Source organism: Pseudoalteromonas piscicida, assembly GCF_002744175.1.
GTDB lineage: Bacteria > Pseudomonadota > Gammaproteobacteria > Enterobacterales > Alteromonadaceae > Pseudoalteromonas > Pseudoalteromonas piscicida_B.
Genome location: NZ_NKHF01000041.1, coordinates 1 through 22,957, shown reverse-complemented (window position 1 = coordinate 22,957; position 22,957 = coordinate 1). Strand labels below are relative to the sequence as shown.

General features: G+C 44.1%; 16 protein-coding genes. 7 read left to right on the top strand and 9 right to left on the bottom strand.

Translation table 11 applies throughout. From position 1 onward, the window contains the following. Positions 1-27: 27 nt before the first annotated feature. Positions 28-960, bottom strand: coding sequence for a malate dehydrogenase (mdh, locus tag CEX98_RS09225; protein WP_099641783.1), 933 nt, complete (start codon positions 958-960; stop codon positions 28-30). 241 nt (positions 961-1,201) lie between these two features. Here mdh and argR point away from each other — a divergent pair, with 241 nt between their 5' ends. From argR to CEX98_RS09205, 4 genes are all read left to right on the top strand, one after another. Continuing rightward, positions 1,202-1,669, top strand: coding sequence for a transcriptional regulator ArgR (gene argR, locus CEX98_RS09220; RefSeq protein WP_095729866.1), 468 nt, complete (start codon positions 1,202-1,204; stop codon positions 1,667-1,669). Positions 1,670-2,057: 388 nt separating this feature from the next. Next, positions 2,058-2,669, top strand: coding sequence for an OB-fold-containig protein (locus CEX98_RS09215; RefSeq protein WP_099641782.1), 612 nt, complete (start codon positions 2,058-2,060; stop codon positions 2,667-2,669). A 149-nt stretch (positions 2,670-2,818) separates the two neighbouring features. Continuing rightward, positions 2,819-4,996: a flotillin family protein gene (locus CEX98_RS09210; protein WP_099641781.1), complete on the top strand. Its 2,178-nt coding sequence runs from the start codon at positions 2,819-2,821 to the stop codon at positions 4,994-4,996. Between the two features lie 66 nt (positions 4,997-5,062). Then, the gene (locus CEX98_RS09205; protein ID WP_099641780.1) at positions 5,063-10,561 is read left to right on the top strand and encodes a DNA repair ATPase; all 5,499 of its coding nucleotides are present in this window, start codon (positions 5,063-5,065) and stop codon (positions 10,559-10,561) included. A gap of 292 nt (positions 10,562-10,853) precedes the next feature. Here the strand turns inward: CEX98_RS09205 and CEX98_RS09200 are convergent, their stop codons facing one another. The 5 genes from CEX98_RS09200 to CEX98_RS09180 all read right to left on the bottom strand — a co-directional run bounded on the left by CEX98_RS09200 (position 10,854) and on the right by CEX98_RS09180 (position 17,193). After that, positions 10,854-11,768: a Dyp-type peroxidase gene (locus tag CEX98_RS09200; protein ID WP_099641779.1), complete on the bottom strand. Its 915-nt coding sequence runs from the start codon at positions 11,766-11,768 to the stop codon at positions 10,854-10,856. Positions 11,769-11,797: 29 nt separating this feature from the next. Beyond that, complete coding sequence (locus CEX98_RS09195; protein WP_099641778.1) at positions 11,798-12,829, bottom strand: ABC transporter ATP-binding protein; 1,032 nt, start codon at positions 12,827-12,829, stop codon at positions 11,798-11,800. Continuing rightward, positions 12,829-14,460, bottom strand: coding sequence for an ABC transporter permease (locus CEX98_RS09190; protein ID WP_099641777.1), 1,632 nt, complete (start codon positions 14,458-14,460; stop codon positions 12,829-12,831). The genes CEX98_RS09195 and CEX98_RS09190 overlap by 1 nt, the downstream gene beginning before the upstream one ends. Further along, the gene (locus CEX98_RS09185) at positions 14,460-15,464 is read right to left on the bottom strand and encodes a Fe(3+) ABC transporter substrate-binding protein (RefSeq protein ID WP_099641776.1); all 1,005 of its coding nucleotides are present in this window, start codon (positions 15,462-15,464) and stop codon (positions 14,460-14,462) included. Before CEX98_RS09185 ends, CEX98_RS09190 begins: the two co-directional genes overlap by 1 nt. 1,063 nt (positions 15,465-16,527) lie before the next feature. Further along, positions 16,528-17,193, bottom strand: coding sequence for a tRNA-uridine aminocarboxypropyltransferase (locus CEX98_RS09180; RefSeq protein ID WP_099641775.1), 666 nt, complete (start codon positions 17,191-17,193; stop codon positions 16,528-16,530). 137 nt (positions 17,194-17,330) lie between these two features. On the opposite strand from CEX98_RS09180, the gene CEX98_RS09175 reads away from it, so the two are divergent. Further along, on the top strand, positions 17,331-17,873 hold the full coding sequence (locus CEX98_RS09175; RefSeq protein WP_099641774.1) for a GNAT family N-acetyltransferase: 543 nt from the start codon (positions 17,331-17,333) through the stop codon (positions 17,871-17,873). Positions 17,874-18,123: 250 nt separating this feature from the next. On the opposite strand, the gene CEX98_RS09170 is transcribed toward CEX98_RS09175, so the two are convergent. The 3 genes from CEX98_RS09170 to zntR all read right to left on the bottom strand — a co-directional run bounded on the left by CEX98_RS09170 (position 18,124) and on the right by zntR (position 21,039). Beyond that, complete coding sequence (locus tag CEX98_RS09170; RefSeq protein ID WP_099641773.1) at positions 18,124-19,218, bottom strand: 1-acyl-sn-glycerol-3-phosphate acyltransferase; 1,095 nt, start codon at positions 19,216-19,218, stop codon at positions 18,124-18,126. Between the two features lie 167 nt (positions 19,219-19,385). Continuing rightward, a complete protein-coding gene (locus CEX98_RS09165) occupies positions 19,386-20,639 on the bottom strand; it encodes an SO_0444 family Cu/Zn efflux transporter (protein WP_099641772.1) in 1,254 nt (417 codons plus the stop codon). Continuing rightward, the gene (gene zntR, locus CEX98_RS09160; RefSeq protein WP_099641771.1) at positions 20,632-21,039 is read right to left on the bottom strand and encodes a Zn(2+)-responsive transcriptional regulator; all 408 of its coding nucleotides are present in this window, start codon (positions 21,037-21,039) and stop codon (positions 20,632-20,634) included. The genes CEX98_RS09165 and zntR overlap by 8 nt, the downstream gene beginning before the upstream one ends. 91 nt (positions 21,040-21,130) lie before the next feature. Between zntR and CEX98_RS09155 the strand changes: the two genes are divergently transcribed. Further along, a complete protein-coding gene (locus CEX98_RS09155) occupies positions 21,131-22,078 on the top strand; it encodes a D-2-hydroxyacid dehydrogenase (protein ID WP_099641770.1) in 948 nt (315 codons plus the stop codon). 201 nt (positions 22,079-22,279) lie between these two features. After that, on the top strand, positions 22,280-22,660 hold the full coding sequence (locus CEX98_RS09150; protein WP_099641769.1) for a DUF3192 domain-containing protein: 381 nt from the start codon (positions 22,280-22,282) through the stop codon (positions 22,658-22,660). Positions 22,661-22,957 lie beyond the last annotated feature (297 nt).

Sequence of the window (22,957 nt, the reverse complement as noted above, 5' to 3'; positions counted from 1 at the left end):
AGTGACTGGTTTTTTTCAATCTGGCTTTTACGCCATGAAATCAACACCTTCTTTGATGTCTTTTTCTAGTGTCGCTAGCATGTCGTCTTTTGCTTTTTGCTCAAACGCGCTTAGCTCACCGTAAGGTAGTAGCTTCTCTACACCATTTTTGCCAAGAACAACTGGCTGAGCGAAGAATGTTGCATCGCCTGTGTTACCTTCAACGTATGCATACTCAAGTACTTCTTCACCTTGTAGGCCTTTGACGAGTGAGAAGCAGAAACGTGCTGCTGCTGCACCCATTGAAAGTGTCGCTGAGCCGCCACCCGCTTTAGCTTCAACAACTTCAGTACCCGCGTTTTGGATACGAGTTGTTAGTGCTGCTACTTCTTCATCAGTGAACTCAACGCCTTCAACTTGAGAAAGAAGCGGCAGAATAGTAGTACCTGAGTGACCACCAATTACTGGGATCTTAACTTCAGAAACATCTAGACCTTTTAGTTCTGCAATGAAGGTTTCAGCGCGGATAACGTCAAGTGTAGTAACACCGAATACACGAGCTGGGTCGTAAGTGCCTGCTTTTTTGAAAACTTCAGCAACGATTGGCACAGTGCCGTTTACTGGGTTTGTGATGACACCAACTAGAGCTTTAGGACAGTTTCTAACAATTCCTTCAGCAAGTGTTTTGATGATACCAGCGTTAACATTGAAAAGGTCAGCACGGTCCATACCAGGCTTACGAGGCATACCCGCAGGGATAAGCACTACGTCAGCACCAGCAAGAGCTGGGTCTAGGTCATCTTTACCGTAACCCGCTACTTTTACCGCAGTTGGGATGTGAGATAAGTCAACTGCAACACCAGGTACAACAGGTGCAACGTCGTAAAGCGCTAACTCAGAGCCAGCTGGAAGACCATTTTTAAGCAATAAAGATAGAGCTTGACCGATACCGCCAGCGGCACCTAATACAGCAACTTTCATTTGAATTCTCCATAATTTGAAGGTGGAATTGAGTGTGCAGTAAAGATAATGAAAAGCGCTGTTAAACACAAATTAATCACGGTTATTTTCGAGATTTTTTGACTAATGTCTTAAATAAAAGTGTAAAGATCGCGACACTTTGTACACTTACGCTTTACGACAGCCATTTTGGTCGCGCAAATTTGGGAATCCCAGTAGTTTTGTGTAGAATTTAAAGATTAGCCGTAAAAGAAGACAGACTATGCAGCCGCAAGAAAAACAAGAAGCACTGATCAAAGCATTTAAAGCGATTTTAAAAGAAGAAAACTTTGGTTCTCAAGGTGAAATTGTTGATGCTCTAAAACAACAAGGGTTTGACAATGTCAGTCAGAGTAAAGTGTCGCGCATGCTGAGTAAATTTGGCGCCGTGCGTACACGCAATGCCAAACAAGAAATGGTTTACTGCTTGCCCGCTGAAATGAGTGTTCCTACTGCGAAAAGCCCATTGCGTCAGTTAGTTGTTGATATCATGCATAATGAAATGATGATCATCATCCGTACCAGTCCAGGCGCTGCACAACTTATTGCTAGGCTGTTGGACTCTCTTGGAACTGCTGATGGCGTGCTTGGCACCATTGCAGGGGATGACACTATCTTTATCGCACCAGCAAAAGTTTCTGAAATTGATATTACATTAGATAAAGTGAAAACCCTGTTCGATAACGTATAAATATAGCTGCCATGTTTTTAGCGCTAATGACACCTGTTAGCGCTTACTACAAACAAAACCAACTGTTGCACTGACTTGAATAAACTGGCTATTACAACAGCAAAAACTGTTTGACATAATATGTCTACCTGTGGCAAATTTAGATACGCAAGGTGAATTTTTCCCCTATGCATGGATGATTGTTAAGCTGAATGATTAGCCTCTCGGACTCGTTCCTACAGCGTCACAATTCTTACCGGCGCACTCGCTACTCACGTTACCAGATCATCCCATTATCAATATGATGCTAAGCTCAACCACGTTGAGAAACTAACCTGCACTTGATCACGCTGAGCCAAGCTAAACACTCGCAGATCAAACTGCAAACTCAAGGAATTAAGGAGCGCAAATGGAGTTTTTGAATACCGCATTTACCTTTCCTACGGTCATTTTTTCGACCTTACTAATCATTGTGCTGTTGTTTTGGTTAATCGCACTACTTGGATTAGCAGATCTCGATATGTTAGAAGGTGACGTCGATATTGAAGCCGAGAGTGCTTCAAGTAGCTCATATTGGGAACTAGCATTTGGTGGCGTTCCTTTGAGCATCTCATTGAGTATTATCATTTCATTAGGCTGGATTATCAGCCTCTATGTCCAGCAGTTTTTTGCCTACTTACTCGGTGATGGCTTTTTTTATTATTTAACGGGCACTGCATTTATGATTGCAAGCCTTATTGCTGCCTTGCCACTCACAGCCCTCTTGGTTAGACCATTACGACGCTTTTTTGAAAGCCAAGAGACGACATCCAAACATGCACTTATCGGGCTCGAGTGCACCATCGCCACCTCTAGAGTTAGTCACAGCTTTGGCCAAGCCAGAGTCTATATTCAAGGAACTGAGCAACTAATTGAAGTGCGCTCAGATGAAGACAACACCTTTACCCTAGGAGACAGTGCGCTACTCATCGAACATGATGAGTCAACTCATAGCTACACCATCGTCGCAAAACCTTGGTAGCCCTATTTATTTATTCGATTGGCTGGATGAATACGCTGATTGACTAAATGTGATTGGTTTAACACAAAAAATAACTGAATTTAGGCAAGAGTGAGTGTTGTACAACGCAACTCTGACTCAAAATAATATAGCGAAAAGCAGGAACAAGCATGGAATTTCTAAACAACCTCGGACCGGTACTCGCAATCGCGGGGATAGCCATTGTAATTATATTCGCCATTCTACTTTTGATTGGAAAGTTCTACCGTAAGGTCGAACAAGGTCAGGCGTTGATCATCAACAAGATGAAAAACGAGCCAGATGTCACAACTACAGGTGGTGTTGTATTACCCGTGATCCATAAAATGGAAGTCATGGACATTTCCACTAACCGCATGGTACTAGAGCGCCGCGAAAACAGCGGTCTTATCTGTAAAGATAATATCCGTGCTGATATTGCCATTACTTTTTATATCCGCGTAAATGAAAACAAAGAAGACATCCTCCGTGTTGCAAAACAGGTTGGCTGTGCTCGCGCGTCTGCACCAGAAACGTTACAAGCATTATTTGAGGCTAAGTTTTCTGAGGCCCTTAAAACCGTTGGTAAACGGATGAATTTTGAGGAACTATTTACCCACCGTAATGAGTTCCGCGATTCGATTAAAGAAGTGATTGGTCAGGATTTATCTGGCTACACATTGGAAGATGTGGCGATTGATTATCTTGAGCAGACTTCCATCGATAAACTAGATCCAAATAATATCCTTGATGCTGAAGGTATTCGACGTATTACCGAAAAAACTGCACGTCAAAACGTTGAAACTAACCAACTTAAGTGCGATGAGAAAGCGCAAATTGATAACCAAAATCAAGCGGCGTTTGAAAAGGCAGCGGAAGTAGAGCGTCAACGAGAAGATGCCAGCGCAAGACAACGCAGAGAAATCGAATCAGTGCGTGCTCGAGAGGCAGCAGAAGCAGAGCGCGTTAAACACGAAGAGCGTTTAAAGGCCGAAGAAGCTCGTCTCAAAGCAGACGAAGCCATCGCGATTGCCGAGCATAATAAACAGCGGGAAATCGACGTTGCAGAGCAAAACCGCCTTCGCCTGCTAGCTATTGAAGAAGAAAAAGTGGCACGCTCTCGTGAAATTGAAATCATCGAACGCGAGCGTGAAACAGAGATTTTACGTATTCAAAAAGCCAAAGCGCTAGAAGTCGAGCAAAAAGAAATTGCAGATGTACAGCGCGAACGCGTTGCGGTTGAAAAAACCGTTGCCGAAGAGCAAGAGCGCATCAAGGACGTGCAATGTATCGCCGAAGCCGAGCGTGAGAAGCAAGCAAAAATTATCCTTGCGCAAGCAGAAGCCGAAGAAGCACTGGTTAAAGATATTGAAGCGGCTAAAGCCAAAGAGCAGGCAGCCGAATTCAAAGCACGCGAAATGGAAAAAATGGCAGCGGCCGAACTGCGCATTGCTAATCAAACAGCAGAATCTAAGAAAATTCTTGCAGAAGCTGCACAAGTTGAAGCCGCAGCCCCTGGACTAGCAGAAGCGGATATCATCAAAGCGAAAGCGACAGCAAGCGCACTACAAGGTGAGACTGACGCGAAAGTGCTGCAGCAAAAACTTGAAGCCGAAGCACAAGGTAAACGTGATATTGGCCGTGCAGAAGCCGAAGTACAAGCGGCAATGGCAGAAGCGACGAAGAAACAAAGCGAAGCCGAAGCACAAGGTAAACGTGAAATTGGCATGGCTGAAGCTGAGATACAATCCGCTATGGCCGAAGCAATTGAAAAACAAGGTGAAGCAGAAGCCATCAATCTTGAGCGTAAGATGTCCGCAGAAGCCAAGGGACTTACAGAAAAACTTGAAGCACTTAATAAGATGGACAAAGAGGCCCGTGAATACGAAGCCTTTACACTACAGCTAAATCAGCAAAAAGAGCTAACGCTTGCGAATATCGAAGCGAACAAGCACGTTTCTGCAAGCCAAGCGGAAGTATTAGGTAAAGCGCTAAGTGGTGCTGATATCAACTTTATGGGTGGCGACGGTCAGTTCTTTAACCAGTTCATGAATGCCATTACGGTAGGTAAGTCAATCGATGGCTTAGTTGGTGAAAGCAAAACAGTGCAAACGGTATTCAAAGATCATTTGAATGGTGAGCGAAACTTAATGGACGACCTAAAAGGGGTGCTTGCTGGTGCCAATGCGTCCTCTGAAACACTAAAAAACATCAATATGAGTAAGTTTTTCCAACAGTTAAGCAATAGCTCAGATGCGGATAAACAGCAATTACTCAAGTTACTGGGTGGTTCTTTGAACGGCAGTAAACAAAGCGAACCACTAGAGTAATCAAATAACAGGAGCCAACAATGGCTCCTTTCCCCATTTGCGACAGCGCACATAGGAAAGCAAAACATGACGGAAGCAACGCAACAAGCGCCAGAGCGAACGCTCGAACAAGACTCTTATCAACTCATTAAACGCCGACTTAGCAACTTTGGTAATGAGCTAAAAAGCCAAATAGACCAACTCAACCAACAACGTGTTGATACTTTTGGCAGTACTGAGCTCAAGGTGAAAGGTCGGGCCAGAGTTCGCACTGAGCATAACTGCGTACCGCGAGACATAGTATTGATCGGCGACAAGCTTATCTTTGCTTATAATGTGTTTATGGGGCTTAAGCAAAACACCCAAGTTAGCGATGTATTCACGGTACAAAAGTTACATCTGCAAGACGACCATTACGAAATAGAGCCTTACCCACAGGAAACTAAATTCCTTACCGACCAACGTTTCTTACGGGACTTTGATGAGCTTTACACTTACTACAAAGAGACTCGGCTACAGCACCTGTTTGTCAAATCGAACAAACTTTTTGCGCTATTCCAAATTGGTGAGAAGCTCTCTGATGTTCGTGTATTTCGTTGGCAAATCGCCAAAGACGAAACCTTAGATTATATCGACAACCGCGGGGAGCGTGACTTGGGCGAAGTGGAAAACTTCGACTTTGAGTGGCAAAAAACCGACCGTGCTGATCATGTTGAGGGTCGCCACCCGCATATTAATGTAAATGATAAGGTTTTTATTGAGGTCTCTCGCGGTAAACTCACCGTTAAAGTTGAAAACAATACCCAAAGCGGTGAAGGGATTTACCAAGAAGAGGTCGATGATGCTAGCCAATCGCTCGCAGACTGCGACTTACGTTTTGCCGAAGTGGGCGAAATGGTGCTTCTGAAACTACTACCTTACCGTGAAAAACAGTGGCGTTATTTTATTTATAATTGCCGCACCCAGCAGGTATTACGCCAAGATGCACTGGGCGGCGCATGTGTGCAATTACCTGAGAACCAGGGGATTATTTTTCCTGGCGGCTATTATTTACAATCCGGGCAAACTCGCTACTTTGACGACCAACTGGATGATTTGATTTTTCATCGTCAGATCAAATCGCCCAATGGTGAAGACGTGCTGTATATCTTCTATGAGCCAAATGATGGTCGTTATGCACTCTTCTCTTACAATATTATCGAGAAAAACCTGCAAAACCCTATTTATTGTCATGGCTATGGTATTTATGACGACGGTTTAGCGCTGACCTTTAAAGCGGAGCCTGAACCTGAACGCGTGCACCCTATTCAGATCTGGCAAAGCCCATTTTGTGGCAGCGAATTTGCTGCACAGGCCCCTCGAGCCACAGGGTTATTTGGGCGTATCGGCAACCCAGATTTAGTACGTGCAATCTCCGACTTATACAGTGTCTTCAAAGCTATCAATGAGCAAAGCCCAACTGTCTTTCATTATGAAGATTTAATAGCCCTCACTCGCAGTATTTTAGACCGTTACCACTGGCTTGCCGAATCAGATTTCGCCGACGTAACAGCAAAACTGCACGAGATTTTTGAAACCTCTGAGCAGGTTTTAGATGAATTTGAAAAGGTAAGCCAAATTGAGGCCGATGCCAGACGTGCAGAAGCCGACATAGAAAAGTCTTTACAAGATGTACTGCGAGAAGTACGTCCAGACAGCTTTAAAAAAGCTGAGCAGTTTGTGCAAAGTTTAGAAGCGCTAAAACGCTTAAAAGGTAAAGTAATAAGCCTTGAAGAGGTGAAATACATCAATCTTGAAGCGCTATCAGCCATGCAGCAACAAATTGATGAACAAACTGTCAATTTAAGCCATAAGACTGCCGAATTCTTACAACAAGACAGTGCATTAGGGCCCTATTACGCACAACTTGAGAGCTTAGAAGAAGCCAGAGCACAAACCGAGAGCGTGACGGAACTAAACGGCTTTTTAGCGACCTTGGAAACCTTAAGCGCTGAGCTGGATTTACTCAACCATACTATGCTGGATCTCGACATTGAAGATAGCCGGGTTCGGACCAAAATATTGGAAGATGTCAGTGCTATTTATGGTCAAGTAAATCGCGCTAAAGCGGCCCTGGAAATTCAGAAAAAAAGCGTCGGCAGTGTTGAGGCTAAGGCTGAATTTGCAGCGCGCTTTAAGCTCTTCAGTCAAAGTATTACCAGTGGCTTAAGTGCTGCTAAAACCCCTGAGCAGTGTGACGATCAGCTATCTCGCTTACTTATTCAGCTAGAAGAGTTAGAGTCTCAATTTAGTCAGTACGATGAGTTTTTAACGGAGATCTTAGCCAAGCGTGATGACGTTTATGAAAGCTTTGAAGCCCACAAACAGCAGCTCATTGACGAGAGACAGCGTCGTGCGTTGAGTCTTGCAGGCGCTGCCGAGCGTATTTTGCAAGGGGTAACACGGCGCACACAAAGCTTTAAAACCTTAGACGACATCAACAGCTACTTTGCCTCTGACCCTATGATTGGCAAGCTTCGAGACTTAACGCAAGAGCTGAAAAGCCTCAGCGATGAAGTGAAAGCTGATGATATTCAGGCCAAACTTAAAGCCTGTAAAGATCAAGCGATCCGCTCTTTGCGAGACAAGCAAGATATTTACACTGACGGTGGCAATACCGTAAAAGTCGGCAAGCATGCGTTTAGTGTTAACAAACAGATCCTTGATTTGACCTTGCTACCGCGTGATGAGCAACTGATGCTACATCTTACCGGTACAGAGTATTTTGATACCATTGCTGATCCTAAAACCAATCAACTACTTAATGACGCAAGTGCCTATTGGCAGCAAAATCTGATCTCAGAAAATCGTCATTTCTATCGCGGAGAATATCTAGCAGCGCAAGTATTGGCCGCCGCAGAGCAAGACGGCAACGACTTTACCCATAGCGATCTTGAGCTCGCCGTTAATGATGGAAGTTTACTGGCTATCGTACAAAAGTTTGCTGAACCCAGATACCAAGAAGGCTATGAAAAAGGCATTCATGATCAAGATGCTAGCCTAATTTTAGCTAACTTATTAGGCCAAAAACAACAGCTTGGATTACTCATCTATCCCGCTAGTTGTCGGATAGCGGCGCAATTATTTTACTCCCAGCAAAGCCAAGCTCAATTGTCTGAACTAACATTTCAGGCAACACAGGCGGAGCTGATGGCAACTAAGCTCGATGATCACAGCTTTAGTCAACAATTAAGTAAAGAATTAAGCGAGCGGATCAGTACCTTTTGCCAGCAAAACTTGTCGAGTTATATGGACGAATTAAGCCGCTTTTCTGGGGAGTTAAGTGCAACGTATTTAATCAAAGCGCTTGCACAACAGGCCAAGCCACGCCAGTTTGATCTAGCTGCGACCGCACAAAACGCCAGCGAGCAGTTTATCTCAATGGCTAAAACCAAAGGCGTATGGCAACAGCTTGAAGACTCATTAACACACTTAACTAAACTTGCTGACAAATGCCGCCTTTTAAGCAGCTGGCTACGCGCCTATGGCAGTAGACAAAATGAAAGTACTGAAACGCTGCTCGAAGCAGCCAACAGTATTTTAGCGGCAACGCACCTAGACATTGTCTACCAAGTGAAAGAAGTCGACATAACAACTGAAATATCAGGCCTAATGGGACAACACCCACGTATTGATAACCAAGTGCTACGCCTAGATTACGCAGACTTTTTTGCCCGTAGTAATGAGTATCTTACGGTTCATGTTCCGGCCTACAAACAATATCAACAGCTAAAAGCGCAAGTACTGGAGACGCAAAAACAGCGCCTACAATTAGATGAATTTAAGCCACGACCACTCAGTTCATTTGTGCGTAACCAGCTGATCGACAAAGTGTACTTCCCCATTATTGGCGATAACTTAGCTAAACAGATTGGGGCTGCAGGGAACAACAAGCGCACCGATTTGATGGGGATGTTGCTGCTTATCTCGCCCCCAGGTTATGGTAAAACCACGTTAATAGAATATGTAGCCAACCGCTTGGGACTTACCTTTGTTAAAGTCAACTGTCCATCTATTGGTCATGACCAAGTATCTTTAGATCCTGCTCAAGCCATCAATGCCACTGCCGCAAAAGAGATTGAGAAGATTAACCAAAGCTTTGAAATGGGTAATAATGTGATGCTGTATCTAGACGACATTCAGCATACCCACCCAGAGTTCTTGCAGAAGTTCATCTCTTTGTGTGACGGTTCAAGACGCATTGATGGTGTTTGGAATGGTCGCAGTAAAACCTATGATTTAAGAGGCAAGAAATTTGCTGTGGTGATGGCTGGAAATCCTTACACCGAGTCTGGTGAGTCATTTAAGATCCCAGATATGCTCGCCAACCGTGCCGATATTTATAACCTTGGTGACACCCTGAGTGGCTGTGAGCAAGAGTTTGCCATGAGCTTTATTGAAAATACGCTTACCTCCAATGCGGTGCTTGCGCCACTTGCCAACCGTAGCATGGAAGATTTGTACAAGCTCGTACGTATTGCCCAAGGCGAAGACATTTCTATCAATGAATTGGAATTTAATTATTCTCAAGCACAAGTGAATGAGATTGTCAGCGTTCTGAAAAAGCTGCTCACCATTCGTGACACCATCTTAAAAGTAAATGCGCAATATATTGCCTCTGCAGCACAAGATGATAACTACCGTACAGAGCCGCCGTTTAAGTTACAAGGCAGCTATCGTAATATGAATAAGATGGCTGAAAAGGTCGTTGCTGCCATGAATGCCAATGAACTTGAAAACCTGATCCAAGATCACTATCGTGGTGAAGCACAAACGCTTAGCAAAGGCAGCGAAGAAAACCTACTAAAATTGGCAGAATTACGCGGCACCCTAACGGATGAAGAAGCGGCACGCTGGTGTGAGATCAAGGCTGAGTATGCGCGCCTACATCGAAACAGCGATGAAGGCAGCCCTGCACAGCTTGCCGTTGAGCAGTTGAGTTTTGTTAATAAATATCTTTCCCAAATCGCGTCTAAGCTAGATAAAGAGCAACTTAGCTTTGATTATAGCCAGCTGTTGCAACAACTGGCTCAAGTGTTAGACGAGCAAGGATTAGCCCCAGAATTAACCGCCTTGCGAGAAACCTTATCGCAGCAGCGCTATGCTGCGCCACTAAAACAGTTGATAGCCTCACAGCAGCAAGTCGCTCAAGGAGTCACTGAGCTGCAACAGGCTATCAAACAAACCTCAAGCCATGAGCAGCTACTCACTAACCTTACCAAGCTTAACGACTTGCTCAGCACGCAAGCGCAAATACAGCAAGCATTGGGTCAACAAGGTCAGCAGCAGAATACGCTATTTGCAAATTTAACTGAGCGTCTAGAAGCGGTGGCACAACCTAGTGTTCAAGTTGACAATCATGTTGATGACAGCAGTGCAAAAGCACTCGAAGCCATCACTACGCTGCTGGCGAATACCTTAGCAAACTCAAGTGCTGAACAAGCCCAGCAACAACAGCTCAAAGACATTTTGCAAAAGCTTGAGGATATTCAATCAAGGCCGATTGTTAGCAACGGCTCGCCCGCAAAAAATCCGTATATGCTGTAGCGACCGTTAGCTAGTCATGCCCATGGATGGGCTATAAAGAGTTAACATGGCAGGTAATGCTAATTGTATTAACTCTGCAATCAATTTGAAGAGGAAAATGGCGAGCTAACTTAACCTGAGGTTTGGATAAGAAATGAGCTAACTCATTGTTTTTTAATTCACATTACATTATTTCCTTATCTAGCCAGAGAGGCGTCCTGCTACCGCCCAAGTACCTACATCCTTGTAGGCAAGGCGAATGCTAAAACTGGCTGCTAGAAAGGCATTAATTATTCGAAGCTCAGGTTACTTCTTATTCGGGCATTTTCGCCATGACTGCCAAAAACTCGAGAGACGGTGCAAAAAATGCAGATCCCATATCAGCCGTGGAATAATCCAATATGGGGTCGTACTCATCTCCTTCACCCAATCGGCTTCTAAGCACTTGCTCGAACGCATCCCCTTTAGCACTGCAGCTTAGATACAAGTTCCCTTGCTCAAATACATCACCAAAAGGCATACTCTGATTCAGTAACAGCGATTGACCGTTTTCGTCTTTTAATTCAGTTAACGCAGCATGGTTGCAGGGGTCGCAATCTTCAATCAAATCGTTGTCTAGACGTGTGCGCCCCATCAGTTGCTCTTGCTCTGTAAGCGGCAATGTCTGCCAGCGCATTAAGTCAAATTTTACTCGCTGCACATGAATGTAGCTACCCAGATGATCAGCCGCGTTTGGGTTATGTACAAGGGCTACTTCGCGCTTACTGCGCCCTCTTGGCGTATCTGCTCCATAAATAAAACCGTTAAAGTCACGACCATCTAAAAAACGAAAAGCGCGAACATGGGCCACCATCTCGACTAAACCATTGAGCATATGCAGCACGCTTTGGGCAAAGATATGATTGACATCTTCACGGTCGGAACGGATCACGTAAAGTAGGTCGAAGGGCTGAGTATGCACGGTGTGTTCAGCCTCAACAATGTGTGGAAAGCTCTTAAGCTCTTTGGGAATAAACTCGGGGTAGATATGCGGCCAATACTGAGCACCAATGGCCACAAAGCTCGACAGCATAGACTCAGAAAATCGGTCTTCCAGCTCCTCTTGCAACCGCCCACAATTGGCAAGCGCCGCTCTTAACGCTTCATCTTGCCCTTCAAGCACATTGAAGAACAAGTGCAAGCCATGTAAGTTGGCTTCAGCACACACACCAGATTGGGCAAGCGCCATGCTCTACTCCCTGCTTTATTCATTTGCTATTAAGAAAAGAAATTTACAGCATGTGCCTTAATTTTTAAAGAGATTGGTTGATTTAAGTCGAGTGGCTCATGGGCAGGATGTGGCACCTCTAGCTCTTGTCCCTCTATCGCAACACGATAAATATACTCAGTTCCCATAAAGCGTTGATTGAGAATTTGCACGCTGCCCTGCTCGCTGTTTTCAAGGATAATATGCTGCGGCCGAACATACATCTCGCCTTTAGCGTCGATATTACCAAGTTCAACTAGGGATTTTACGGCACCAAACTGAGTCTCTACCGACGCACCATTCACTCGCTGCGCGGGAATATAAATCCCCTGACCCAAAAACTCGGCGACCATTTTGCTCTTTGGTCGTTGGAACAACGTTCGTGGCTCACCCACTTGGGCAATTTTTCCTTTATCCATGATGGCCAAGCGATCAGCAAAAGCAAACGCTTCTTCTTTGGAGTGACTAACAAAAATTGCAGAAACTTGCTGATCTTTAATAATACGGCGAATATCGTTAATGAGCTGAAATCGCACTTGCGCATCAATATTTGAAAACGGCTCATCAAGCAACAGTAAATTTGGTTTGTACGCTAATGCACGCGCTATCGCGACACGCTGTTGTTGTCCCCCTGAAAGCTCATGAGGAAAGCGCTCGCCATAATCTTGCAACTGTACCAAGTGAAGCATCTCTATCACTCTGTCTTGGCGCTCACGCTTGCTTTTTGCGGTTAATCCAAAAGCCACATTCTGTGCCACAGTGAGATGTGGAAAAAGCGCATAATCTTGAAACATCATACCAATATTACGCTTTTGTGGGGGGACAAAAGCGCCTTTGCCATTCATGGCTTTGCCCAATATGCTCACCGAGCCTTGAAATGGCTCAATTAACCCCGCAATCGCTTTTAATGTGGTGGTTTTACCGCAGCCACTGGCTCCGAGCAAACACACAATTTCATTCTGCTCTACAGATAGATTCAGGCTATCAACAACCGGTTCACCATCATAACGATAAGAAAGATTTTCTAGTACTAGACTATGCATTAACTTCGCTGCTCCATAGAACGGTTTACGACATAAAGCGGAATTAAACCAACCAATACAATAAATAACGCAGACACTGAGGCCAGCTCCAGCTGTTCATCACTGACATATTGAAAAACATGGGTGGCTAGCGTTTCATAATTAAACGGTCGCAGGAGCAGTGCAGCAGGTAGCTCTTTCATACATTCAATAAATACCAATAAAGCTGCGGTTAAAATCCCCCGACGCAGCAAGGGTAAATGTATCGATAGCAAGGTGCTAAAACGATTGCGACCTAGGGAAAAACTGGCCATATCTAAGCTCGGGCTGATCCGCTGGTAACTCGATTCAACCGCACCTTGGGCAATGGCATAAAACCGAACCACATAAGCGAAGACCAAGGCGAAAATCGTACCGCTAAATAACAGTCCAGGTTCAAATGAAGTGCCTTCAAACCACTTGTTCAATTTATCATCTAATAGTGTCAATGGGATCAGCACCGCAATGGCCAAAACGGTACCAGGCAGCGCATATCCAGTACTGGCAAGCTTTCCTGGCAAGGTTACGCGTTTGCCACTACTCACGCGTTGGTTAAAGACCACTAGCATACTCATGATGATTAACACGACGCTAACCCAACACGCAATTTTCAAACTTTGCCATGCGTACAAGAAAAAGTCATCATTCCAGGCTTGGTCAAAATAGTCGATGGCGTAATCCCCTAGCACCCAAGTAGGCACAATAAAGGCAACGCTCAGAATAAACCAACAAAAGGCACTCGCGAGCCAAGCTTGCGGCCCTTTAAGATAGTATAAAGTGGTGCTATTCACACTCGATTGGCGTTCGTGCACAACTTGCGTTGGGCGGCTCACTCGCTCCAGCGTTAAAGCTAAAAACAAAAACAATAACATAATACCGGAAATTTTAGCCGCAGCAGTAAGCGAATAGTAACCTAGCCAAGTATCGTAAACGGCTGTGGTGAGCGTACTCACGGCAAAATAATGGACGGTTGCAAAGTCGGCCATACTTTCCATGGCGATCAGCGCCAGCCCTGCCACAATCGCACCTCGCGATAGGGGTAAGCTAACCTTAAAAAAACTTTGCGACGGCGACTTACCCATCAGTTGACTTGCTTGTACTAGTTTAAATGACTGCTCTCTTAGTGCCGTTCTAAAAATCAAAAACAGATAGGGATACAAGACCAATGCAATCATAGTGATCGCACCAGGCAAAGTGCGAATATCAAAAAACCAATAGTCATCAGGTGAGCGCCAACCAAACCACTCTCGCAGGGCTATTTGTACTGGACCTGCATAATCAAGTAAATCGGTATAAACGTAGGCTATCAAATAAGTTGGCATAGCCAGTGGCAGCATGAGCGACCACTCGAAGAAGCGTCGGCCCGGAAATTCACAATAGGCGGTTAACCAACCAAGTGGTAAGGCAATGAGGGAACAAAGTGCACAGACACCCACAATAAGCCAAACCGTATTGCTAACGTAATCCCAAAGGACCGTATCCCATAGATGAGAAAAGACTTCGGAGTCAGGTTGAAGCGACTCAAAGATTAAAAACATCAGCGGGACTGATAGGCTAAGCCCTATCAGCCACGCAAAACTCTGCCATTTAGACAGTGAAAATGATAATTGCATTAAAGGTCAAATTTTACCTCATCGATTAGCTTAAGTGCTAATGGACGGTATTTACTGATCTCTGACAATGGTAGGCTGTCTTCCTTAAACTCACCCCAAGATGCCACAAGTTTCGATAACTCGACGCCAGGTTTAACTGGGTATTCCATATTCATCGACGCATACATATTTTGCGCCTTATTGTCGGTCATAAACTCAATGAGTTTCAAGGCATTTTCAGTATTTTTAGCATGCTTGGTTAAGACAACGCCAGAAACGTTGATATGTGAGCCGCGATCTTGCTGATTTGGAAAGTTGATATACACGGCTTCAGCCCAAGCTTTTTGCTTTTCATCTTCCATCATTTTACCAAAGTAGTAGCTGTTACCGATAGCCAAGTCACACAACCCTTCTTTTACCGCTTTAACTTGTGCGCGGTCGTTACCTTGAGGTTTACGTGCTAAATTTTTCTTTACACCTTCAAGCCATGTTTTGGTTTTTGCTTCACCGTGGTGCGCAATCATAGACGCGACTAAACCTAGATTGTAAGGATGTTTACCTGAACGCGTACAAATTTTGCCACGATACTGTTCATCCGCGAGCGCTTCATAAGTGAGTGTATCTAACTTACCCACTCGCTCTTTTGCTGAATATACATTACGTACACGCTTGGTAAGTGCAACCCACTGCCCTTCTGGATCTCTAAAGTTAGCAGGAATATTCTTGGTTACTGTGTCGCTGTTAATTGCTTGGGTTAGATTTTCATCTTCAAGCTGAATCAAAGCACTGAAGTTTGAGGTAAGAACTAGATCTGCACGGCTATGTTTTCCCTCACGCTTAACTCGTTCAATTAAGCCTTTTTTTGCAAAAACCACATTAGTCTTAATACCAGTCTGCTTGGTGAAATCGTCCAAAATAGGCTGAATTAAGAAGGGCTGTCTAAACGAATAGATATTAACCTCCCCTGCAGCCATTGCTGGTAGACAAGTCAGCGTCGCTAGTAAAGTAACAAGTGCTTTTTTCATAAAGACTCCATTTAGTAAACAATAATTATTATCAACTAATTCTACCTGTAATTGTGCAGTTTTACACCCTGAATCTTTATCTCGATGCAGCCACAAAATTAGTGTTGTAGAAAACTGGAAAATCAGCTGTGAGATATATCTCACTTAGCTGCAAGAAATTGAGTAAAGCAGCGCTGAAATAACACTCAAAACAAGGTTAACCAACTAATAAATATAAAGTTATTAATTATTACTAAAAGACGTCAACAAAAAGATTGGATTTTACCACTCCCTATTTTTTGTGGTCTGCTTATACTTAACAACATCTCAGGAAGAGAGAGAAAGGATTTCAGGAATACGCTCAGGGCAGGACTTGCCGATGGATAGGCACCCACTTAAAGGATAATAGGGTAAATAGAGCGAGATCGTTTTCACAAGGAGTGAAACAGTAAGGACAAGGAATGATTGCGGTTCATGATGAACCGAGGGATTGCTTCAGGGGAGAAGCCAAACGCTAAGGGTTAGCGTTGCTGTATTGGATATACAGGTGGTTAAGGATGAGGAAGGAAGGTACATCGGATGTACTAGTAACAAGTGGCTTAGGAGATGCCAATCGTTGCGGTTGATAACGCAACCCCTAGCTTGAAGCAATAGGTTCAGGCTACCAAGTGCCAAGGTAAGCAAAGTGATTATTGGCACTGCTATTTTGGAAAGTAGCAATCAGGGACAATTAGAACAAAGGTTTGTTCTTAGCAATGGGACGGCACAGGATTAAGACAGCGGACGTGTAAAAGGAAGATGGACACAGGGCAAGATGCCTTTATTCGCAAAACGAGAACACCAAGCGATGCCATGGATGAGGAAAGATTCAGGACGTTGAACCACTCAACTTTGCAGGAAGCATTTAGAAGATTCCGTAAGCGCGGCTCAGAAATGGGTCGCGCTCTTCTTATTTATCGGGTTAGTTAAGCTAATCGCTATTACTTGCTTTGATTATTTGTTTAACTTGAGTTGGACAACTCTTGATAAAGTCCACCCCGCATCCATTTAAGTGCTAACTTTGGCTGACTCCACCCACAACCGACTACAACTTGCTACGCTTTCCTTTTAGGTAAGCATCTCTAAAGTCGATAAAATGAGCAGTCAATTTATCCGCGGCGTCTTGCTCACCCGACTCTGCAAATAACACACAAGCGACCTCAGCAGTACCCAACTGATGTTCATGTGGTGCCACTCGCAGTTTATAATCTGAGAGCTTTTCAGGGGCAATTGATAACACAGGTAAATTGTCTAAGTAGGGGCTTTTTCGGAACATTTTCTTTGCTTCTCGCCAGGTCCCATCCAAAAAGATAAACAAAGGCTTTTTATTTTCCTGTCGCTGTATTTTGGTGATCACTCGCTCCGGCTCAACGCCTTGTTCGGGAAATACCACGATCGGTGCGTATTGTTCGTCCGAAAGTAGTGACAATAACGCTGCGTCAGGTTCGGTTCTATCCCAGCGAAAAGCATGGTTGTCGGGGATCACATCCGCGATTAGGCGTCCGGTATTCGAGGGTTTAAAGCTTTCATTATGATACATTAGCAAGCACACTGCACAATTGGCGTCTGCTATTTGAACTTTTTCGCAAATACACAGAGTGGTCGCCAATAAGCAGCATTCACAACGCGCCAGTTTAGAGCCTCTGGCTTTATATTCTCGTTGAGCCGCGGCAATTTGGCGCTGTCTAAGCGCTAATACTGAATTTTTCACTCTGTTCCCCATCAAAAAATGCCGGCGTATTTTAGTAAAGCACTCGCCCTGCGTCTATGTAAACTTAATCAACCTTTTTCACCTTTACTCCCCACATCGCCTTTTGTACTCTAGGGTTTTGTTAGGAGTATATAAAAATGCAAGTAAAGGACTCTGCAAGGTTGAGTTATCGCCTACTCACGGCAAAAGATGCCCAGCTACTCGCCGATCTCGATAGTGACCCCGAAGTCATGAAGTACATTACGAGCGGTCAAACTAATTCACTGGAAGAAGTAAAGACCGTGTATATACCTCGCTTAAAGCAGTTTACGAATGATACCAAAGGCTGGGGGCTATGGGGCTGCTTTGCATTGCCAGGTGAGCACTTTATTGGCTGGATCTTGGTTCGCCCTGCCCACTTTTTTACTGAGCAAAGAAATGATCAAGATTTAGAGCTAGGCTGGCGCTTCAAACAAGCATTCTGGGGGAAGGGCTTGGCAACAGAAGCCGCGCAGCAAGTCATGTCAGAACTAATTGTCGCCAATCCCAACCTGACACACTTTAGTGCAATTGCCGAAGAAGAAAACCTTGGCTCTATCAACATCATGAAAAAACTCGGGATGACCTATATTAAAAAAGGGATCCACACCGATATTCTAGGGGATATGGAGGTTGTTTATTACCACAAACCTGTCAGTTAAGCACAACATTCTAATATCAATGGTATTAAGTACACTCGCTATTTTGAAGCGGGGAAATAACCTTAACTCCAGCGTCCTGCTAGCGCCAAGGTATCTATATCCATATAGGTATAGGCAAGCCAAAAATTTTGCTACTTAGTTGTTCTAAATAAGGAGCTTTTTACGAAGCTAAATTGATATTTCACCCTTCAAATTGACGAGAAAATTAATTTGAAGGGTATAATACCGTTATTGCACGTACCCAAAGGTATTAAATTCCTTTGCGACGAAGCGGCTCTGCGTACATGCTAAGTACCAATTGCTTTAACTCTTCAGGGACGGACTCAAGTTTGGTAATAAAGTCTTCTTTGTCTTTTGAGCTCACCTGTGCGTCATCACCGGCGGCTAAATGGTTTGTTGAGTGCAGGTGATACAAAGCTAAAATTTGCTTGTCGATGACAGCTGCAAGCTCATCAGGGTTTGTTACATCGTCAGTAATTGGGTCACCAAAGGCAATATGTACGTGTCCTTTGTCCGAGCTAAAGCCTTCTACAATACTAGCAATGTCTTCACCTTGAGCTTTTACATACTGACCAAACTGCTGCTTATGATATAGCTCTTTTGCCTTAGCAACAGCACAGGGTTCATACTGGTATGAAATCGCTACAGGCACTATTTTCAAATGCTTTACGTAGTCAGAGAACTCCAGCTTTTGTTTGCGGCCATGCAATTGTAGCATTTTAAGTAGAGCTGGATCGGTAAGGTCAACACCGTCTTTGGCACGTCCTTCTTTTTGCGCAATCCAAATTGAGTTACCCTCACTGAGCGAATCAAAAATATACGCCGATAACTGCGTTAATGCCTTTAGCATTTCTTTGGGCGCTTTTGCCGACCGCTTCACGATAAAGCTCTTATTTAGCCGCATAAGCTCTGTGATATAAGGCACTTGCAGTAAGTTGTCGCCGATAGCAATACGTACGGTACGCATATCCTGCTGATGCAGACCCCAATTCACTAATGCGGGATCTAAGACGATGTCGCGGTGGTTTGAAATAAATAAATACGAAGTGTTCGAGTCCAATGTTTCAAGGCCCGAATAGGTGACTTTAGAAGTCGTTTTGTTAATTAAGATTTGCAGGTAGTACGCCACTTCATTCTGTACTTGCTCAATCGTACAAAAGTCTCCCCACTTCTTTTTTAGCTTCATTCGTACTAGTGGGCGTGCGATTGCGGGCCAAGCATTCAACCATGCAGGCAAGTTATATTTAGCGATCACATCAATAAACTGGTCATCACCTAGCAGACGTGCCAAAGCTGGCACTACTTCATCATCATTATACGGTCTAATGTCAGCGTATTTATCCACTCTACTTCTCAAATTGTCGGATTAACGAATACTTTGTTGCATTCTATCGTGTCAGATAAACAGACGCTAAGCATTTCATGTCTGACCACCGAAGTGATGCGTTATGTTGGAACATAAAATGCTTAGACGTAACTCAATTGTAATACGGTAAAAAGTACCACAATTATCTATCTTCTAACAACTTTACCGATTTTGAGTATAGCCAACCTGAGCAAGAGCGCCGCTAATAGCATGCCCATCGATACCGTAAGCCAGTGTGGTAGCACCTCATGCTCCTCGCCTATCATGGGTGTCACGACAAAGCCGTAGGTTGTCACTAAGTAATCTGTTAAATAGCCGAAGAACAGCGCGACACCTATCACACCGCCTAAATAGGCAAATACAGCTCGACGCCCTAATTCTTTACCTACAACCCCTATTGTCGCGATGTTGGTCGCAGGGCCAGCAAGCATAAAGACCAAGACAGCACCTGGTGATACACCCGCCATAAGTAAACCAGCGGCAATAGGTGTAGAAGCTGTGGCACAAATATACATAGGAATGCTAATTAAAATGACCGCCAACATAGCTAGAATGCCGTCGCCCCATTGTGATAGAAATGACTCAGGAACAAAAGTTTGTACTAAAGCGGCAAAGAATAAGCCTATCAATAGCCATACTGCGGTGTCTGAAAGTAACTTATTACAGCTGAACTTCACCGCTTCTATTATTTTCGCAAATACACTTTGTGTTTCTCCGGCTGGAGTGGGTTCACAACAACTTGAAGTATCTGCTGTTGCTTCGCAGCAGCTACTAGTTGCTGGTGTAGCAGTCTCGCAACAGCCCCCGCCTACACCAGCCATTGCTAGCTGTGGCTCCGCGGTGGCGCAGCAACTTGTACTAGCAGATTGCATGGCGACCGGTTTGCTCTCACAACAGGACTTGGTAGGCTGCGGTTTTGACTCAGCCCCCTTGGTTGAACTACAGCAACTCTCTGTTTCGTCAGCGTTGTGTAAGTCTTTTACTGTTGTGGGCTTGTCGTCTTTTTCACTGCCGACTAATAGCCCTGCGGCAATGGCACTGGCCACAGCAGCGATTGGTCTAATCACCGCCATGAATGGCCCTAACAAAACATAAGAGACAGAAATAGAGTCAACACCGGTTTCTGGAGTAGAGACTAAAAAAGCCGTGGTCGCACTTTTTGATCCCCCCGCTCTTCTGAGTCCCACCGCTGCTGGGATCACACCGCACGAGCACAACGGCATAGGGGCGCCAATTAATGCGGCTTTTATCGTGGTCCAAAACCCCTCTTTTCCTAAGTGCTTTTGTAATAAGTCTTTTGGAATAAAGACATTGAGTAACCCAGCCAATACTAAGCCTAGTAATAACCAGGGGGCAGACACTAAAAATAGCTGCCAAAAATTTAATATCAGTTCATTCATCGATAGCCTCCAAGGCTGTTAAAATCGAGCAGCTCACTGCCGCCTCCTTACCGCCGCAACATTGCTCTGCCAGCGTCGATAACGATCGTTCAAACTTTTGTAATTCTGCTATGCGCGCTCTCACTAAATCACGCTTGGTAATCGTCAGCGTTTTTACTTCTTCACAGCTGTGTTGATGCTTTTCAAACTTAATTTTCAATAGATCCTGCACTTCTTTGAGGCTAAACCCCACTTCTTTAGCACGCAGAATAAAACGCATCTGTTTTTCACTTTGCTCATCAAACAAGCGGTAGCCGCCTTCACTCCTTGTGCAAGGGTGAAGTAAATCGTTTGCTTCGTAATACCTTAACGTGTCAGTTGATACGTTTAGTCGCTTTGCTAGCTCACCAATCTTTACCACTTTACACTCCCAAGTCCTGAAGATTATCCTAGTCGACGTGATAAGTATAAACCTTAGAGTTAACTCCAAAGTCAAGTAAAGGATAAAAATAATGCAAATCGTGGTATTAGACGCTAAAACGCTAGCCGGAACCGACCTTTCCCCGATCGCAAAGTTGGGTGCTTTAACGTCTTACGACACCACTTCTAGTGAAGACGTGCTCTCGCGCAGTAAAGATGCAGACGTGATTATAACCAATAAGGTAAAGTTAAATGCCGACATCATCGCTTCTTTACCTCACTTAAAGTTAATTTGTGTGGCAGCTACTGGCGTGAATAATATAGATTTAGCGGCAGCGAAAGCGCATCAAGTTGCCGTCGCTAATGTAGCTGGTTACTCTACCCCTTCTGTTGTACAGCACACGTTTACCATGCTGGGTAATTTGATGACTAATATTCATCGCTATCAACAAGACTGTCGTGCTGGACTTTGGCAACAGAGCGATATGTTTTGTCGTTTGGACTATAATATTGCAGAGATCTCAGGCAAAAACTTCGTGATTGTTGGCCATGGTACTTTAGGAGAGGCGGTAGCAAAAGTAGCGCAAGCTTTTGGTGCACATGTCATGATTGCTGAACGAAAAGGAGCATCAACGGTTCGCTCTGGACGAGTTGCATTCGAAGATGCTTTGCGTGCTGCGGATATCGTTTCTATTCATTGCCCACAGACTCCTGAAACCACTGATCTTATTGACGCTAATGCCTTTGCGCTTCTTCCTGATCACGCTTACCTTGTAAACACAGCAAGAGGTGGCATAGTCAATGAACAGGCGCTAGTAGCAGCGCTTGGCAACAATCAAATTGCAGGGGCCGCGGTCGATGTACTCACACAAGAGCCAGCAAATGCAAGTAACCCACTTATTCAGTACCAAGGCGAGAATCTACTACTAACACCTCACACGGCTTGGGCAAGTAAAGAAGCAATCGTAAGACTAATTGCAGAGATAGCCACCAATATTGATAGTTTTGTAATGGGCATAGCGAGAAATCGAGTGGTGTAATTTATATTTTAAGTGAGCAATATCACTAACTTTTAGTGAAAAAACTAAAATCAAAATTGAATAAAAAACAACAAACACTTGATATTAATATATTTTTTAAATTGGCAAAAAGCTTGCAAAATCCAAGGCAAATAAAGACCAAAATAAAACCGCTTATAGCATCATTTGCATGGCGAGAAAATTCAAAAAAGGAAAACAACAATGAAGAAATTAATGTTAGTTGCTGCGCTTAGCTCTACTCTATTATCAGGCTGTATCGTTGCTGTATCCGACGGTGAAGTAGAGCACGGTTGGGCATCAGAATACAACTCGTCTAACTGGGAACACAAACAACGTAAAAACCGTGAAAAGATTGCGAATCTAGAAATGGGCGTATCTTACGCTTCAGTAAAAGATATGTTCGCAACTCCTGACTTTAGCGAGCTTGTGTCTAAAGACGGTGATAACTATCAAGTACTCTATTATGCAACCAACAGCAAACACTCAGATGGTAAAGTAACCAAAGATGAGTGCACACCGCTGGTATTCAAAAATAACCAGTTAGTCGGCTTCGGTGACAGCGCATTACAACAGATCCAGTAAGTTAACAAACCACCAAGGATGGTGGATACTTAACAAGCAGCAATTAAAAGCAGGTTTCCGCATCCTCATAACTCTTTTTAAAGCTGACACCCACTTCAACTCTCTTCAACTTGTTGAAATCAAATAAAACCGAAAACTAATTTAGAAGGTATCATGAGCATTTAGCGGCTTCTTTTTTAAACTGACACCCACCTCAACTTTTTTCAAATTTGCAAGCCTCTTAGATGTCGTCTACGCTCTAACTCTGAACTCAAAGGATTGAGGAAAAAGCGATGGCGACTGCCCGTAAAAAACAAA